The 17,475-nt window shown below is 60.8% G+C and carries 14 protein-coding genes; 5 read left to right on the top strand and 9 right to left on the bottom strand.

Going from position 1 to position 17,475, the window contains the following annotated elements; all coding sequences use genetic code 11:
* Positions 1-115: 115 nt before the first annotated feature.
* The 8 genes from PspS49_RS29510 to PspS49_RS29475 are packed head-to-tail and all read right to left on the bottom strand — an operon-like array spanning position 116 to position 9,104.
* Entirely contained in the window at positions 116-1,246 is a 1,131-nt protein-coding gene (locus PspS49_RS29510) for a glycosyltransferase family 4 protein (protein ID WP_160042432.1), read from the bottom strand.
* A complete protein-coding gene (locus tag PspS49_RS29505) occupies positions 1,247-2,377 on the bottom strand; it encodes a glycosyltransferase family 1 protein (protein WP_160042431.1) in 1,131 nt (376 codons plus the stop codon).
* Positions 2,361-3,728 carry a glycosyltransferase family 1 protein gene (locus PspS49_RS29500; RefSeq protein WP_127930326.1) on the bottom strand — a complete coding sequence of 456 codons (1,368 nt, stop codon included), beginning with the start codon at positions 3,726-3,728 and terminating at the stop codon, positions 2,361-2,363. Before PspS49_RS29500 ends, PspS49_RS29505 begins: the two co-directional genes overlap by 17 nt.
* The gene (locus PspS49_RS29495) at positions 3,725-4,978 is read right to left on the bottom strand and encodes an ABC transporter ATP-binding protein (RefSeq protein WP_160042430.1); all 1,254 of its coding nucleotides are present in this window, start codon (positions 4,976-4,978) and stop codon (positions 3,725-3,727) included. Before PspS49_RS29495 ends, PspS49_RS29500 begins: the two co-directional genes overlap by 4 nt.
* Entirely contained in the window at positions 4,978-5,775 is a 798-nt protein-coding gene (locus PspS49_RS29490) for an ABC transporter permease (RefSeq protein ID WP_093429564.1), read from the bottom strand. The genes PspS49_RS29495 and PspS49_RS29490 overlap by 1 nt, the downstream gene beginning before the upstream one ends.
* The gene (locus tag PspS49_RS29485; protein WP_150749908.1) at positions 5,776-7,218 is read right to left on the bottom strand and encodes a mannose-1-phosphate guanylyltransferase/mannose-6-phosphate isomerase; all 1,443 of its coding nucleotides are present in this window, start codon (positions 7,216-7,218) and stop codon (positions 5,776-5,778) included.
* Between the two features lie 3 nt (positions 7,219-7,221).
* Positions 7,222-8,193 (bottom strand): GDP-mannose 4,6-dehydratase, encoded by a 972-nt coding sequence (gene gmd / locus PspS49_RS29480; protein ID WP_160042428.1) that lies wholly within the window; start codon positions 8,191-8,193, stop codon positions 7,222-7,224.
* Positions 8,190-9,104 carry a GDP-mannose 4,6-dehydratase gene (locus tag PspS49_RS29475; RefSeq protein ID WP_150774632.1) on the bottom strand — a complete coding sequence of 305 codons (915 nt, stop codon included), beginning with the start codon at positions 9,102-9,104 and terminating at the stop codon, positions 8,190-8,192. The genes gmd and PspS49_RS29475 overlap by 4 nt, the downstream gene beginning before the upstream one ends.
* A gap of 428 nt (positions 9,105-9,532) precedes the next feature.
* Between PspS49_RS29475 and PspS49_RS29470 the strand changes: the two genes are divergently transcribed.
* From PspS49_RS29470 to PspS49_RS29450, 5 genes are all read left to right on the top strand, one after another.
* Entirely contained in the window at positions 9,533-11,110 is a 1,578-nt protein-coding gene (locus PspS49_RS29470) for a glycosyltransferase (RefSeq protein WP_238786310.1), read from the top strand.
* Positions 11,104-12,405, top strand: coding sequence for a glycosyltransferase (locus PspS49_RS29465; protein WP_160042424.1), 1,302 nt, complete (start codon positions 11,104-11,106; stop codon positions 12,403-12,405). Before PspS49_RS29470 ends, PspS49_RS29465 begins: the two co-directional genes overlap by 7 nt.
* Before the next feature lie 55 nt (positions 12,406-12,460).
* Positions 12,461-13,285, top strand: a complete 825-nt coding sequence (locus PspS49_RS29460; protein ID WP_160042422.1) for a class I SAM-dependent methyltransferase — start codon at positions 12,461-12,463, stop codon at positions 13,283-13,285.
* 148 nt (positions 13,286-13,433) lie between these two features.
* Positions 13,434-14,618, top strand: coding sequence for a DUF3142 domain-containing protein (locus tag PspS49_RS29455; protein ID WP_160042420.1), 1,185 nt, complete (start codon positions 13,434-13,436; stop codon positions 14,616-14,618).
* Positions 14,605-16,743 carry a hypothetical protein gene (locus PspS49_RS29450; RefSeq protein WP_160042419.1) on the top strand — a complete coding sequence of 713 codons (2,139 nt, stop codon included), beginning with the start codon at positions 14,605-14,607 and terminating at the stop codon, positions 16,741-16,743. Before PspS49_RS29455 ends, PspS49_RS29450 begins: the two co-directional genes overlap by 14 nt.
* On the opposite strand, the gene PspS49_RS29445 is transcribed toward PspS49_RS29450, so the two are convergent.
* Positions 16,740-17,369: a LysE family translocator gene (locus tag PspS49_RS29445; protein WP_127930316.1), complete on the bottom strand. Its 630-nt coding sequence runs from the start codon at positions 17,367-17,369 to the stop codon at positions 16,740-16,742. The two genes, PspS49_RS29450 and PspS49_RS29445, sit on opposite strands and share 4 nt — an antisense overlap.
* Positions 17,370-17,475: the final 106 nt, after the last annotated feature.

Raw genomic sequence — 17,475 nt, 5'->3', positions numbered from 1 at the left:
CTGTGGGAGCGAGCCTGCTCGCGAAAGCGTCAGGTCAGTCGACATCATTGTCGCTGATCCACCGCCATCGCGAGCAGGCTCGCTCGCACATTTGGGTATATGTTTCAGCCTGAAATCAGGCGTAGGACAGGTTCTTTTCTTCCAGCAATTCCTGATACAACGCCGTCCATTTGCGGCCCATGTCGTCGGCTGTGAATAACTGCCGATAACGCGCTTCAGCTTTGACCCCCATCGCTGCAGCGCGCACCGGATCCTCCCACAGCGTGCGCATCGCCTCGCGAAACGCCTGTGGATGACTCGGCGGCACGACCAATCCCGTCTCGTTGTGGATATTGATGTAACTGGTGCCAGTGCCGATCTCACTGGAGATCATCGGCTTGCCGTACATCGCGCCTTCCAGCAAGGAAATGCCGAATGCTTCCGAACGCAGGTGTGACGGGAAAACAATCGCGTAGCTCAGTTGCAGCAGCGCGACCTTGTCTTCGTCACCCAGACGTCCGAGGAAGTGAATGTTGCGCAGGCCCAGCGCCTGCGCCTGCGCGTGCAGCTCCAGCTCCAGTGGCCCGGCACCGACAATGACCACGGGATAGTCCACGTCTTTCAGGGCCTCAAGCAGAATGTGCAGGCCCTTGTAATAACGCATCACGCCGACAAACAGAAAAAACTTATCCCCAAGCTGTTGGCGCCAGCGGTTCATGCGCTCGGTTTCCGGCTGTGGATAACCCGACTTGTTCAAACCGTAAGGAATTACCCGGGTCTTGTCCTGGAACTGCTGTAACACATCGCTGGTGTGCAGATAGTTGGGTGACGCGGCAACGATGCGGTCGGCGCTGGCGAGAAAACGATTCATCAACGGTCGGTAGAGTTTGAGCAGGTGCTTCTGGCGAATGATGTCCGAGTGATAGGTCACCACGCTCGGCTTGTTCATCGCGCTGGCGAAATGCACGAGGTCCATGAACGGCCACGGGAAGTGGTAATTGACCACGTCAGCTTCGGCCGACAGTTCGCGAAACTGTTTGAACACGCTCCAGGAAAAACCGGTGGAGGCGAACTGGATGTCGAGTTTGGCCCGGTGCACTTCGTGCTGGCCCAATTGCACCACGGGCGGTGTCGGGTCAGCACTGAGCGTCAGCACCTGGCCGTCGATACCGTGCTGGGCGCCGCTTTCGCAGAGCTGGAAAATCACTTGCTCAATGCCGCCGACCGAGTCAGGCAGGTACGTCTTGAAAAAATGAAGAACTCGCATTCAACCTCCCATGGCCTGGCGGTAGGCACCGGCCGTGGCCTGTGCACAACGCTTCCAGGAAAAAAGCCGTGACTGCTGCAACCCGGCTTCTCGGCATGCCTGCCAATGCGCTTGATCGTCGATCAGTCGGCTCAGCGCATCACGCAGGCCTTCTGCATCGTCAGCTTCAATATAGTTGCCCGCTGCACCGGCGACTTCCGGCATCGCCGAAGAACGCGTGAGCACCACCGGTGTGCCACTGGCCATGGCCTCCAGTACCGGCAGACCGAAACCTTCATACAGTGATGGAAAAATCAGCGCCCGGGCGCCGGCCAGCAATTGGGCGACCTGTTCATCGAGCAGATAACCGAGCAGGCACACATGCCCGCTGGCCAGCGCCTGGCGCAACGGTTCGCTGAACTGTTCGCGCTGCCACCCGGCCATGCCGACAATCAGCAATGGAAAACGCTGACGCACTGCCTCCGGTAACAGGGCATGGGCGCGCAGGGCGAGGCCAAGGTTCTTGCGTGGCTCCAGCGTGCCGACACAAAGGAAATACTCCCGCGACTCCACCGCATGCGCCTTGAGCACCGCGTCAATGGCGCTGGCCTCGCGCGGATGAAAGCGCTCGGCAACCCCCAGCGTGGCCACCACAAAACGTTCGGCTGGCAGGCCGAAATAATCCTGGGCTTCGTCGGCAATCGCCTGTGAATCGGTGAGAATCACCTGCGCCTGTTGGACACCGGCGGCCAGTCGGCGCTCGATCTCCTTGAGCCGTGCCGGTGGTTGGGTCTCAGGGAAATGCAGGTGAGTCAGGTCGTGCAGGGTGATCACCGTCGGGCCATCGAAGGCCAGTGGCCACAGGCTCGGCTCGTGATAGAGGTCGATACCTTGCGCGCGGCCCTGATCGAAGCGTTTCTGCTCCAGCCAGCGGCGCGCCTGATAGGCGCCGGGGATTTGCCGCAGCAGTGGCGTCAATCGTGAGTAACCGGGCATGGCCGCTTCCGGCAGTGCCGAACTCCAGCCCCAGCCGTGGAACAACGTCACGTCCACGTCGGGTTCATTGCGCAAGGCGTTGACCAGTTCAGCGACGTATTGGCCGATGCCGGTGCGCGGTGCCTGCAGAATGCGCGCGTTAAGAGCAATGCGCATGCTGACTCGCTGGCGCCGTTGGCGCTCCCAGAACGTTACGCGCACTGCGTTCGACCAGTTGCAGGCTCGCTTCCCGCCAGCCGATCCACTGCCAATCGGCAACATCGCGAGCTGCGGGGAACTGGCCGTTGCGCTGAAATCCGATAATCAACCGGGCGAGGCTTTGCGGATCCTGCAGATCGAAGTAGGCCATGAACTCGCCGCCAATTTCGCGGAACACCGCAATATCACTGCCCATCGCCGGCAAGCCACGCTGCATGGCCTCCACCAGCGGCAAGCCAAACCCTTCGACGAACGAAGGGAACACCAACGCACTGGCGTGGGCGTAAGCGTGTTCCAGGCTGGTGTCGCTGAGGTCGTTGAACATGAACAGGCGCTGGTTCAACTCGGGATGATTGCGCACCCGGGCGAGCAGGGCGTCGCATTTCCAGCCGACCCGCCCGGCGATGCACAGCCGTGCGGTTGAGCCAGCGGCCCAGGCGTGCTCGAAGGCATCAAGCAGATAGGCGTGGTTTTTGCGCGGCTCGATGGTGCTGACCATCAGGTAGACCGGCTCAGAGGTAGTGAACAGTTGCTTCAGGCGCGGTTCGACCATTGCCACGTCGTTGTGCAGATCCAGTTCGGAACCCAAGTGAAAGAAATCGAACCAGCGTTGATGGGTTTGCTCGACACCGATTCGCTGGCGCAACTCTTCACGCACCTGATCGCGCACCGTGGCGGAAATCGCCATGTAGCCATCCGCTGTGCGGGTGATCCAGTCGAACCACTCACTGAAAACCTCGACCAGACGTGTGTCGTAAAACTGTGGGTGAGTCAGCGGGATCAGGTCGTAGATCACCGCGATCATACCGACGCCGTCACGTTTGAGCCGTTCGACGTGGGCGAAAAGATCCGAGTGCCATGACGAATCCAGTAGCACCAGTTGATCGCCCGGCTGGTGTTGCAGCGGTGAGCAACGTTTGAGCAGTTGCCTGCGATTGATCCGCCGGATCAGGCGGATCGGCAGGCCGAAGGCTGCGAAGATCGTCAGTCGGTAGCCGACATATAAAACCCGTCGCGCCAGTTTTGAGTTGAGTTGCGCATCACGTCGCTGATGCCACTGCCAGAAGCGATGAGCGAGGCGTTCCAGTCGTCCGCCGAAGGTTTCAAGCGTGTTGAAAAAAGGCGTATCGAACGGTGCCAGTTGCAACACGCGATAAAGCTCGCCATTGAGTACCACCACCGGCATGCACTCCACACCTGCGGCGCTGGCGGGCAGTTGCTTGATGACGTTGCGCACCACACGCTGAATACCCGAATTGATGGCCGGGTGTTTGAACACATGGGTGCATTCGACCAGCAAGCGGGTCATGGCGCACGCTCTGCGTGCCGGGCCTCGGTGTCGCGAGTGATGGTGGTCTTGGCGCCGAGCCATGAGCAGCCAACGAAATCTTCCTGACGGTTGTTGATCACGTGGAATACCAACCCGTAGTCGTGCCATTCGAAATTGCGATCGAGGTGCGAGTCCAGACGCGACAGGCTCAGCGACACTGAATAATTGCCTTTGCCCAAACCCATGATGAACGAGAAGCGGTAGGTGAAGCGTTCGCCGGCGTGCAGGTCGGTCAATGCCTTGTCGAGGCGATGGGTGTTGATGCCGTACATCATCTGACCCAGCCGATCCTTGAGGATAAAGCCCAGCACCAGCCGTTCGATGTCCTTGCGCACCTCGACCTGAACTTCGAGCACCACCGGTTGGCCGACTTCGGCGGCGTCGATGCTGCGATCGTTTTCATCGAGCAGGCGCACGCCGAGAATCGCCGCTTCGCCGGTGCCTGATATCGTTTGCACTTCGCCGCCAGCGAGCATTTCCTGACGGACGATCTGGCCTTCGCGTTCGGCCATCAGCGCGTTGTAGTAGTCGAGCACCGGTTCCGGTTTGCCGTACATGGCCATGCGGCCGTCCTTGAGCAGGATGGCCGAGTCGCAGATCGACTGAATCGCCGAGCGGTCGTGGGACACGATCAGCAGCGTGGTGCCGGATTTGCGGAAGCTGCGGATGCGTTCGAAGCTTTTGTGCTGGAAGTAGGCGTCGCCCACCGACAGTGCCTCGTCGACGATAAGGATGTCCGGGCGCCGCGCCGTGGCAACGCTGAACGCCAAGCGCATCTGCATGCCGCTGGAATAGGTTCGCACCGGATGGTCGATGGCGTCGCCGATCTCGGCGAAATGCTCGATGTCGGGCATCAGTGCTTCGATTTCTTCGAGCTGCATGCCCAGCAACTGACCGGCCATGATTGCGTTCTGGCGACCGGTGAAATCCGGGTGGAAACCCATGCCCAGCTCCAGCAGCGCGGCCACGCGGCCTTGCAGTTCGATCTTGCCGGTGGTGGGTTGGGTGGTGCCGGTGATCATTTTCAGCAAAGTGCTTTTGCCCGCGCCGTTGGCACCGACGATGCCCACCGCTTCACCGGGGGCGATTTCGAATTCGACGTCCTGCAGCACCCAGTGCTGGTGGTGGCGGATCGGCGAAAACGGAATCAGCCACTCAGCCAGTCGGCTCCAGCGGTTGGGATATTGTTTGTAGGCCTTGCTCAGGCCGGTGACGCGAATATGCCCCATTAGAGTTCATCCACCATTTCGCCAACGCGCTGGCGAAACAGCCGTAGACCGATCAGACAAAACAGCACCCCCGTGACGAAGATCGGCAGCAGCGAGCTCCAGACCGGCCACTGTCCGTAGAGAAACAGGTTCTGATAACTGCTGAACAGGTTGGTCAGCGGATTGAGTTGCAACAGGCGCTGCACCCATTCCGGCAGGATCGTGATCGGGTAAACGATCGGCGTCAGCCAGAACCAGAATTGCAGGCAGATGCCGAAGAGCTGGCCGACATCGCGGAAGAACACGTTCAATACGCCGAGCACCATGCCCAACCCGGCGCAGAACATCATTTGCAGGGCGATCAATGGAATCAGCGCCAGCAGCGCCATGCCCGGCCAGCGCCCGGTGATCAGCAGAAAGCCGAGAAACAGACTGATGATGATCGCGAAGTTGATCCCGGCATTGCACAGGACGATGACCGGCAGGCAGATCCGCGGGAAGCTGATTTTCTTCAGCAGGTTGGCGTTTTCCAGAAACATGTTCTGGCTGCGCAAGGTGATTTCGGAAAACAGCCCCCACGCCAGCAACCCGGCGCAGAGGTAGACACTGTAGGCCATGCTGTCATCCACACCCGGCAAACGGGCGCGCATGATGTGGGAAAAGATCACGGTGTAAACAATGATCATCGACAGCGGATTGAAAATCGGCCACAAGGCGCCGAACAGCGAATTGCGGTATCGCGCTTGAAACTCTCGCTGCACGCTGCCGAGGATGAAACCCCGGTAGCCATGCAACGAGCGGTACAGGGAAAGCAGCATTTAAACCGTCCTGCCGTATTGGTCTTCGAAGCGGACGATGTCGTCCTCTCCCAGGTATTCGCCGCTTTGCACTTCGATGATCACCAGATCGATCACCCCAGGGTTTTCCAGACGATGCTTGTGGCCGGCGGCGATAAAGGTTGATTCGTTCTTGGCCACCAGCGTCGTGCCGGAGCCGTTGTTGGTGACCTTGGCCATGCCTTCGACAACCACCCAGTGTTCGTTGCGGTGATGGTGCATTTGCAGGGACAGCTTGCCACCGGGTTTGACCACGATGCGCTTGATCTTGAAGCGCGGGCCTTCCTCCAGAACGGTGTAGGTGCCCCACGGTCGACTGACGGTACGATGCAGCCGATAGGCTTCGTGGGATTTGTCCTTGAGCTGCTTGGCCACGCGCCGCACGTCCTGCGCACGGTCGGCGTGGGCCACCAGCACCGCGTCGGCGGTGTCGACCACGATCAGGTTATCCACACCCACCGTCGCTATCAGTCGGCCTTCGCTCTGCACGAAGTTGTTGTGGCTGTCGATGAAGATGGCTTCGCCGCTGGCGCGGTTGTTGTCGGCATCGGCCGGGACCAATGCCGCGACGGCACCCCACGAACCAATGTCGCTCCAGTCGAATCCGGCGGGAACCACGACGACTTTTTCCGAGCGCTCCATCAGCGCGTAGTCGATCGAGATGTCAGTGATTTCCGCGAACAGTGCCGGCGACAGTTCCTGTTGCAGGCAGCCGACCGTTTCAATCGGCGCGCTGACGTCCATGCAGGCGCGGGTCTGCTCCAGCAACTCGGGCGCGTGCGATTGCAGTTCAGCAATCAAGGTCGCGGTGGTGAAGCAGAACATTCCCGAATTCCACAGGAAGTTGCCGCTCTCCAGATAATGCGTGGCAGTTTGCAGGTCGGGCTTCTCGACGAAGCGCTGCACTTTCGCCGCGCCTTTGGCGTCCAGCGGCGCCCCGGTCTCGATGTAGCCGAAGCCGGTTTCCGGTGCGGTCGGGATCACGCCGAAGGTCACCAGATAACCGTCCCTGGCCAGATGGACTGCGTGCTCGACCGCGGTTTTCAGTGCGTCCTGATTGACGATCAAATGGTCGGCGGGCATCACCACCATGATCGCGTCGTCACCGTGCAACGCTTGCAGCGACAACGCCGCTGCAGCGATGGCCGGCGCGGTGTTGCGCCCGCTCGGCTCGAGCAGGAAGTGCCCGCGATGACGCGATACGTGGGCGGCGCAATAGTGATCCTTGCTCTGGAAGTAGTACTCGCGATTGGTCACCGTGACGATGTCGCCCCAGCCGTCGAGCAAAGCCGCCGCGCGCTGATAGGTCTTGCCGAGCAGCGACTGGCCGTCGGGCAGGGTCATGAACGGCTTGGGATGGCCCTCGCGGGACACCGGCCACAAACGGGTGCCGGCACCGCCGGACAGAATCACGGGGATCAGCATGGCCTACTCCTTGGCGACGCGTTTCATGTCCGCATCCATCATCATGCGGATCAAGGTATCCAGGTCGGTTTTCGGCTTCCAGCCCAGTACGCGCTGAGCCTTGGCCGGATTGCCGAGCAGCACTTCGACTTCGGCCGGGCGGAAGAAGGCCGGGTCGATCTTCACGTAATCGCGGTAGTTGAGGCTGACGTGATCGAAGGCGATGCGGCACATTTCCCGTACGGTGGTGGTGACGCCGGTGGCGACCACAAAATCGTCAGGCTTGTCTTGTTGCAGCATCAGCCACATGGCTTCGACGTAATCACCGGCAAAACCCCAGTCACGCTTGGCGTCAATGTTGCCCAGGGCCAGCTCCTGCTGTTTGCCCTGCTTGATGCGTGCAGCGGCGTCGGTGACCTTGCGGGTCACGAACTCGATGCCGCGCAGTGGCGATTCATGGTTGAAAAGAATGCCGCTGCTGGCGTGCAGGTTGAAACTTTCGCGGTAGTTGACGGTGATCCAGTGGCCGTACAGCTTGGCCACGCCGTAAGGGCTGCGTGGGTAGAACGGTGTGTTTTCGTCCTGCTGCTCAGCCTGGATAAGGCCGAACATCTCACTGGTCGAAGCCTGATAGAAGCGGGTGTGCGGGCTGAATTGACGGATCGCTTCGAGCAGATGGGTAACGCCCAGGCCGTCGACGATGCCGGTGGTCACCGGTTGATCCCACGAGGCGGCGACAAAGCTTTGCGCGGCGAGGTTATACACCTCGTCCGGCGCCGACTTGATGACCGCACGCTGCACCGAGCAGGCATCGGCCATGTCGCCATCGAGATAAACGATGTCGGCTTCGACACCCATCTCGCGCAGGCGCCAGCGCGAATCGCTGCTGCGTCGTGCCACCAGGCCATGAACCTTGTAGCCCTTGTCGAGCAACAGTCTGGCCAGATAGGCGCCGTCCTGGCCAGTAATCCCTGTGATCAGTGCACTTTTAGTCATTCTTGTTTTACTCGCTTCTCCCAGTCGGACAGGATCGCCCGCAGGGATTGTTGTGTAGTGATTTCAGGCGTCCATCCGGTGGTCCGGGTCAGCTTGGTGTGACTGCCGCAAACGCGGCGCTGGTCGGCGCGGCGCATGCGAGCCGGATCTTGAACCAGTTGCACTGGCACTTCGGCCAGATCGGCCAGTTGTTCAATCAGACTGCGGATGCTCTGCTCGCGCCCTGAGCAGATGTTGTAAACCTGTCCTGGTACACCTTTCTCCAGCAGCGCGAAATAGGCCGAAATCACATCGCCGACATCGAGGAAATCCCGCGTGACGTCGATGTCGCCGACTTCCAGTTGCGGGGCTTGCAGGCCCTGTTTGATGCGATTGATCTGGCGGGCGGCACTGGCGATGACGAAACTTTCTTTCTGTCCTGTGCCGATGTGGTTGAACGGCCGCGCGACGAGCACCGGCCAGTCCTCACTCAAACCCCATTGCAGGCTGAGAAACTCGGCCGAGAGTTTGCTCACCGCATACGGATTGCGCGGGCAGGGCGCTTGTTGTTCGGTGATCGGCAGATCGCTTTCGCTGACCTGGCCGTAAACGTCGCCGGAGCTGACGTACAGGAACGTGCCCTGAAAACCACGGGTCTTGAGAGCCTGCAACAGATTGAGGGTGCCGAGCAGATTGATGTCGAGGGTACGTGCCGGGTCGCGGAAAGCTTCGGGGACGAACGTCTGGCCGGCCAGATGAATGACCGCGTCAGGCATTTGCGGCCACAGGTCGACAAGGTTGTCTGGAGCCGTCAGGTCGTAACGTGAAGCTGCAGGCAGCAGTTCCCACGCAGAGTCAGGCGAGGCCAAACGTGACTGAATATGTTGTCCAACGAATCCACTGAGACCCGTGACGAACAGACGCTTTTTCAAACAGCGACCCCTTGGTCTTGGTTTTCGCGGCACTTCCTACAGGCTCTAGAGAAGGGTCTGTCAGACCGGTCGGAAAAAAACCGCTAAGACGACAGGCGAAAACGTTGTTGTAGTTATTTGCTGCCAATCTGTGCCAATTGCCGAGCAATTTCAACTGGCCATACCGTGACTGGTCAGTTCTCGTCAGCGTAGCGGATTTATTCTCGCCGGGCGGTTCACGAATCCTCGACGGATGTGTTTAGAATGCCCCTCGTCGCCAAATCCCGGGCTTTGATTCGGGAACCGCGACGCAGGGTGAAACCGACCACTAAAACAAGAACGAAGACGCACCCGATGACGAAGGACGAGGGCCGGCCATGCCGACTCGATCCAACGCACGGCCGTCATAGCATGAAGGTGCCGGGATGGCGCCTTCATCGTGGGATGCCATGAATTTCATTCTTTACTCGGACGTCAACGACAGTTCCATCAGCCAGAGTCTCGGGCGCCCCGAATACAGCTATTACTTTGTACTCAAGGCCTATCGCCCGGTGCTGGAAAGTCTTGGACGCGTGCACGTGGTGGCCTCTCCCGCCGATGTCGATACGCTCTATCGACAGTTGCTCGTCGCCGGCGAAGACAGCCTGTTCCTGTCATTCACCCCGCCGCAGAAAACCCCGGTCGACCTGGAGTGCCCGACGATGTGCGTGGTGGCCTGGGAGTTCGATTCGATTCCTGATGAGCAGTGGGACAACGACCCGCGTCAGGACTGGACGCAGATGCTTGCCCGTCAGGGCCGCGTTATCACGCTGTCGAGCCACACCGCCCGGGCAATTCGTCGTGCCATGGGCGAAAACTTTCCGGTGTTGGTATTGCCAACACCGCTGTGGGAAAACTTCGCAACGATTCGTCAGCAGACGCTGAGTACACCGGTGAATCCGGGCACATCGCTGGCGATCAAGGGCTGCATTTTCGATACTCGCACTCTCGGCCTCTGCGCCGACGCACTGATCCCGACGCCGATAACGCCGGAAGAGGAAGCCGCGCTGGCCGCTGCAATCGAAGCCGCGCGCCCGCCACCGCTGACCCTCAAACGCCGCTTCGTCATTGCCCGGCATTACCTGCGGCTGTGGGCGCTGAATCTCGGGCACGAGCAGGTCGAGCCGGTGCCACGGGTGAAATTTCTCTACAACTGGTACTGGGAAGGCATTCGCGACCTGGTGCCGGACACGCTGCACGGCTGGCTCGAACAACGCCTGCCGGCGGTGTGTGGCGCGCTGCCGGTGCCTGTTGTGGAACCCGTGCCACTGGATTTGCCGGACACTACCTCAGCGGTCGAGACCACGGTCGACGGCGTGGTTTACGTCACGGTGTTCAACCCCAAGGATGGTCGCAAGAACTGGCACCAACTGATTACCGCGTTCTGTTGGGCGTTTCGTGAAACGTCCGACGCGACGCTGGTGTTGAAGATTACCCAGAACGATCTGGCCTCCTACTACAGCGAGTTGATGACCTTGCTCGCGCAGCTCACGCCGTTCGCTTGTCGGGTGGTGGTGATGCACGGTTACCTCGACGACGCGCAGTACGCCAGGCTCTATCAGGCGGCGAGTTTCTATGTGAATGCCTCGCGCTGCGAAGGGCTGTGCCTGCCGCTGATGGAGTTCATGTCCAGTGGCAAACCGGTGATCGCTCCCGATCACACGGCGATGGAAGATTACATCGATGACGCAGTGGCGTTCGTGGTCAAGTCCAGCGAAGAGCTGACGATCTGGCCGCAGGACACGCGGATCATCTACCGCACGTTGCGTTACCGCCCGGACTGGGGCTCGCTGAAGAGCGCCTACGAAAACAGCTATCAGATGGCCAAGGCCCGGCCACAGGACTATCAGCGGATGTCGGTGGCTGCCGTCGAGCGCATGCACGATTACTGCGCGTTCGCGCCGGTGCAAAAACGCATGGCGGACTTTTTCGCGCTGACGCCCATGTCTGCCGATGCCACGCCCGTGACGGATAACGCCTCATGCTGATCATCATTCATTCGGAAACCAACCAGCACACCATTGCGCAGAATCTCGGGCGTTCGGAGTACAGCTATTACTTCGTGCTCAAGGAATATCGTCCGGTGCTCGAACGGCTCGGGCGGGTGGTGGAAGTGCTCGATCCCCAAGCCGAAGTCGATACGCTGTACCGGGAATGCCTGAGCCGTGGCGAGCCCTGTGTGTTTCTGTCGTTCTCGCCGCCGCACCGCACTCCGGTGCATTTGGCGTGTCCGACGTTGCCGGTATTTGCCTGGGAATTCAGCACCATTCCCAACGAGCCGTTTGCCGGTGAACCGCGCAACGACTGGCGCACCGTGCTGGCAGCCTGTGGCGCGGCGATCACCCATTCCAGTTACACGGTCAACGCCGTGCGCGAGGCGATGACGGAGGATTATCCGATCGTCGCGGTACCGGCGCCGGTGTGGGATCGCTTTGCTGCACGCGGCGCGCAATTGCAGGGGCAAGTAGCGACTGAGCCGCTGCGCCTGACGATCAAAGGCCTGGTGGCGGACAGTCGAACCCTCGATCTGAATGCGTTCGGCCCGGCGCATTTGCGCAATGGCGAAGGGATTGATTTTGCCGCGCCGATTACCGAGCAGGCGTTGTTGCTTGACGGCGTGGTGTACACGTCAGTGTTCAATCCCGGTGACGGACGCAAGAACTGGGAAGACATGCTCAGCGCTTTTTGCGTGAGTTTTCGCGACGTCGAAGATGCCACGCTGGTGCTCAAACTGACTCATCACGACGCCGAAGAAGCGCTCGGCGATATCCTGCATCACTTGTACAAAAACCAGTCCTATCGCTGCCGCATCGTGCTGATCTACGGCTACCTCGCCGACCCTGATTACGAGCGGCTGGTGCAGGCCACCCGTTACGTGGTCAACACCTCATATGGTGAAGGTCAGTGCTTGCCGCTGATGGAGTTCATGTCCTGCGGCAAACCGGCGGTGGCGCCGCGCACCACGGCGATGATCGATTACCTGAGCGCCGACAACGCCTTCCTGATCGAGTCCACCGATGAACTCACCGCCTGGCCACACGACCCGCGCCGGGCCTTCCGCACGCTGCGTTATGTGACCAACTGGGCGTCGTTGTGCGAGGCCTATAAAGCCAGTTACGAGGTGGCGAAAAACCAGCCAGCACGTTATGCACAGATGTCGGCGCAAGCGGTCAACAGCCTGCAAGGCTTCTGCAGTCAGGCCGTGGCTGAACAGCGTCTGCAGGTGTTCCTCGCGCAGTTGTTCGAGCAACGCCTGGCTGTCATGGAGGCCCGTGAAGCATGAACAGCAAACACCTCGGCACGTCCCGAACCGTCGTCCCATCTCCTGGAGCCACCTCATGCTGAGCCTTTTGAAGAAACTCACGGCGGGCACGCCTGCACCGGCCCCGGAGCTGCCAGTCGCAGCTGCCGGGAAGACCGATCCGTACATGCTCGGCCTGCACGATGCGATGCTCAGTGGCTGGTTCAATCAGGAAACCGGCGAGTTGTTCAAAGGCTTCCCGGTGACTGCCGATGACACGCTGCTCGACGTCGGCTGCGGCGATGGCGGCAACGTGCATTTTTGCGGCATGCGCGGAGCGAAAATCATCATTGCCGATATCGACGCAGGCAAAGTCGAAGCGACCCGCCAGCGTCTGAGTGACACGCCAGCACGGGACGTTGAATGCCACGTCACCGACTGCAACCCATTGCCGATCGCCGACGCCACGGCGACGCGCGTGGTTTCCACCGAAGTCATCGAGCATGTCGACGACCCGGCGCAGTTTCTCGCTGAACTGGTACGTGTCGGTAAGCCGGGCGCGCTGTACCTGTTGAGCGTGCCGCACCCAAGTTCCGAAGACCTGCAAAAAGACATCGCCGCCGCCGAGTATTTCCAGAAGCCCAACCACATTCGCATCATCAGCGAAGAGCAATTCAAGGCGATGGTCAGCGAGGCAGGGCTGGAGATCATCAGCCACAGCCAGTACGGATTTTACTGGTCGATGTGGATGCTGCTGTTCTGGGAGGCCAAGGTCGAATTCAGCAACCCGGATCATCCGCTGCTCAATCACTGGGCCGACACCTGGCAAGCGGTGCTCGACTCGCCGCGTGGGGCGCAGATCAAACAGGCGCTGGATGCCGTTGTCGCGAAGAGCCAGGTCATCATTGCCCGTAAACCCTGAGCACTTTCCTTTGTGGGAGCGAGCCTGCTCGCGAAGAGGCCGTGTCAGTCGACATCGTGGTTGAATGACACAATGCCTTCGCGAGCAGGCTCGCTCCCACAAGGTTTTGTGTAACCTTGCAGCCTTGTGTGGTCTGGGGTTGGAAGGTATGCGGTTTATTGTCGGTCTGTTTTTGGGCGTGTTGCTGTCGGGTTGCGAGCAGCACGACGCGCCACCCCTCGACCAACAACTCTACATCTGGCAACGCCAATGGACGCCGGCCCATGCGCTGGCGCTGCGTGGCAGCCACGATGACTTCTCGACACTGCGCGTCCTCGCGCTGCAGGCCTTTCCAAACGCAGGATGGAGTCGCGCCCGGATCGATGCGCCGTTATTGAAAGCCGATGGCCGCCCGTTGATCGCGGTGATTCGTCTCGACGGCCAGCTCAAGTCGCTGGATCAGGATCAAGTCACTACGCAGATTCTTCAGGTACTCGCCGAGTGGCAGGCGCAAGGCCTGACGCTGAGCGGCGTCGAGATCGATCACGACGCCGGTAACGCACGCTTGCCGGTCTACGCTGAATTCCTCAAACACCTGCGCTCGGCATTGCCGAAAGATCTCCCGCTGAGCATCACCGCACTGCCGGCCTGGCTCGACAGTGCGCAATTGCCGACCCTCCTGCAAACCGTCGACAGCAGTGTGCTGCAAGTCCACGCCGTCAGCGATCCGCGTCGGGGATTGTTCGATCCTGATCAGGCGTTGAAGTGGGCCAAGGCCTGGGCGCGAATCACCGATAAACCTTTTTATCTCGCGCTGCCGGCTTACGGTGTCGCGCTGTTGCCGGATGACGGCGGGGCGCCGGTGGTGGAGAGCGAAGTGCAAATAGAGCGGGGCGGTGAGCGCCGGGAGCTGCTCGCCGATCCGCAGCAGTTGAGCCAACTCGGCAAGGCCTTGCGCGAGAGCCCGCCGGCGCATCTGGCCGGTCTGATCTGGTTTCGTCTGCCGCTGGCCAATGATCGCCGCGCCTGGAGCCTGACCACCCTGCGCGCGGTCGCCCGTGGCGATCAACTCGTCAGTCGGCTCGGCGTGACGTTCAGCGAACACAACGGTCTCTACGACATCAAACTCGACAACCCGGGCAATCTCGACAGTGCCTGGCCGGCGCAAATCACGCTGAAGGCGCAAAGCTGTGAAGGTGCCGATGCGCTCGCCGGTTACTCGTTGCAACAGAGCCCGGATCTGCTTACCTTCACCCGCCTGCGCGACGGTCGCTTGCCGGCGGGTGGACAACGCGTCATCGGTTGGGCGCGTTGCGCAAATATTGATCAAGGAGGTTCGCATGTTGACCCGTAACTGGCCCCGCCATCTGCTCTGCCTGAGCCTCTGCCTGCCGCTGGGCTCGGCGCTGGCTTGCGGGCCGGACTTCCCGATGCGCCTGCTCGACAATCGCGGGCAAACCCTGGCGGATCTGCCTGAGGGCAACTTCAACTTCGAACTCAGTCGCCTCGGCAAAACCATTGCCGGGCTGAAGAACGTCACCGCTGCAACGCACAATCCCAACGACCTGTACGGCGAGGAAAACGCGGCCGCCGAGGCGCGCGGAAAAGCCGAGCAGGCTGGCCTGAGTGCCGAGCAGCAAGTACTGGTCAAGCAATTGCGCGAGCTGACCGATGCACGTCAGGTCGAGGTGCAGGGCGCCAGCCTGCCGGCGGAAATCCGTTTGTACGTGGCCGGCGCGGTGGCGTTTGCTACCGGCGAGCATCAACTCGCTGTCGATTATTTCAACAAGCTGCTGGCGCTGCCGGCGGATCAGCGTCCGTTGCGCAGTACGTGGGCGGCGTATTCTCTCGGGCGTACATTGTTCGCCATGAGCAGCGAGGCCGGGGATAAGGTCGTCGCGCTGGAGCGATCGCGTGATGCGTTCCGGCAGGCCCGGCAACTGAGCATCGATGGTTTCAGCGATCCGCTGGAACTGGGTGTTGCCAGTCTTGGCGAAGAGGCGCGTGTTGTGCGCGCCGCCGGCGACTGGAACGGCGCGATTGAATTGTATGAAGCGCAGAATCTGCATGGCTCAGCGGTGGGTTACACCTCGCTCAAGCAATTGATGAACGAACTGGCGGAGTTGCCCGAGGCCGAACTGGCTGAGTTGCTCCAGCACAAATCCGTGCAGCAATTGGTGACGGCCTCGCTGGTCAGCCGCCAGGGCTGGTCGTTCGGCGACGAGCCGCCGAACGAGAAGAAACTGGTCAAGCTGCTGCAAAACAGCACCCGTGGCAGTCTGGAAAACGCGGATCGTCTGGCGGCGATGAGTTATCAACAGGGTGATTACGCTGGGGCCAAGGCTTTTCTCGAGAACGCCGGCGACGGTGGATTGGCGTGGTGGCTACGGGCGAAACTGGCGGTGCGTGACGGCGATAAAAATGCCGCGGCCGCCGCCTATTCGAAAGCCGCGCAGGCCTTCCCGCAGAGTGAAGACTGGGGTTACCGGCGCACGCCGGACTGGGCGTATGAAGCCGTTCAGCCGAAGTGCCGGGTCGAGGGCGAAAGCGCGATTCTCGCCTTGCAGCGCGGCGAATACCTGCAAGCCTTCGTGCAGTTGTATCGCAGCAACAGCACCTATTGGTTCGACGCTGCGACCGTGGCCGAACGCGTGCTGACGGTCGAAGAACTGAAAAAATACGTCGACGACAACGTCCCGGCGCCGCCGGCGTTGACCCAGCAGGAGCGTGACAACTACGTGCCGCTGCCGGTCGCCGCCAGCCTGCGCAATCTGCTTGGTCGACGCTTGTTGCGCGAAGGGCATTACGCCGACGCGGTGGCTTATTTCGACAATCTCGACCTGCAAAACAAGGCCCGACTCTACGGCGAACAACGGCTGAAGGCCGATGCCGCGTGGTGGCCGACCAAACGCGCCAGTGCCTTGTACAACGCGGCGTGGACAGCCCGCGAGTGGGGCATGGATATTCTCGGTTACGAGATGGCGCCGGACTACGCCACGTTCGGTGGCAACTACAGCCTGGAAAGTGTTGAGTTGAAAGTCGGCCCGCTGGTCAGCGAAGCCGAAGTGCAGCGTCAGACCGCTAGCGAAGCGAAACCGGATCAGCGCTATCACTACCGTTTCGTCGCCACCGAGCTGGCCGGGCGCGCTGCTGACAACCTGCCGCACACCAGTCAGGCGTTTGCTGCTGTGCTGTGCAACGCCGCTGGCTGGAACAGCAGCCTGGAAGATCAGAGCGCGCTGTATCAGCGCTATATAAAGGAAGGCCCGTTCGTACCGTGGGCGGTGGACTTCGGCAATCAGTGCCCGTACCCGGATTTCGAAAACGCCGACAAGCGTTACGTCACTCAGGTAACCGATGCTGTGCGCTCGTCGTTGCGGCCGTACAAGTGGCCGGTGCAGATCGGCGCGGTTGTGCTGGTCGCGGGCGCTGCGTTGCTGTTGATCAGTCGTCGCCAGCGCAAGGCCCGCAAAGGCTAAGCCTGCTGGACGAAGGTCAGGCGCACGGCGAAACCGATCAGCAGGCTGCCAAACAGCCATTGTTGTACACGTTGGGCCGTTGGACTGTGTTGTAGCCAACGGCCCAGCGCGGCGCCGGTGAGGGCGTAGGCGCTGTCGAACAGCAGGCCGACGCCAACCAGCAGCATGCCAAGCACGGCAAACTGGCTTAACACCGGCGCGCCGTCGTTGACGATGAATTGCGGCAGCAGCACCGAACAGAACAACAGTGCTTTTGGGTTGAGCAGGTTGGTCAGCAAACCGCGTCGGACGGCGTCGCGCCATTGCCCGTGGGAATTGCCAGGCTCGCCAGCATTCAGGTTCGGCAGCAGGGTGCTGCGCAGGCATTGAATGCCGATCCACAACAGATACGCCGCCCCCGCCAATCGCACCGCCTCGAATGTCCACGGCGCGGCTTTGAACAGCGCCGCCAGCCCCAACGCCGCCAAGGCCACGTGACAACCACGGGCAACGCCCAGGCCGATGGCAGTGGCCAGCGCCGCACCGCGCCCCTGGCGGGCACCGGTTTGCAGCAGCAGGATCATGTCCGGGCCGGGCAACAGATAGACCACCGCCAATGCCAGGAAAAACAGCCAGAGACTCGCCACGCTACACCCCTTTCGTTGTCGATTCGGTGAGCCAAGTCTAGGGCCGAAAGGTGGGGCAGGTGCTTGCGTAGTCCGCTTCAAAAGCCTGCTGCTTTAGCATAACCTG

This window comes from Pseudomonas sp. S49, assembly GCF_009866785.1.
GTDB lineage: Bacteria > Pseudomonadota > Gammaproteobacteria > Pseudomonadales > Pseudomonadaceae > Aquipseudomonas.
The sequence above is the reverse complement of the archived record's forward strand: the minus strand, read 5'-3'. Positions and strand labels throughout refer to the sequence as shown.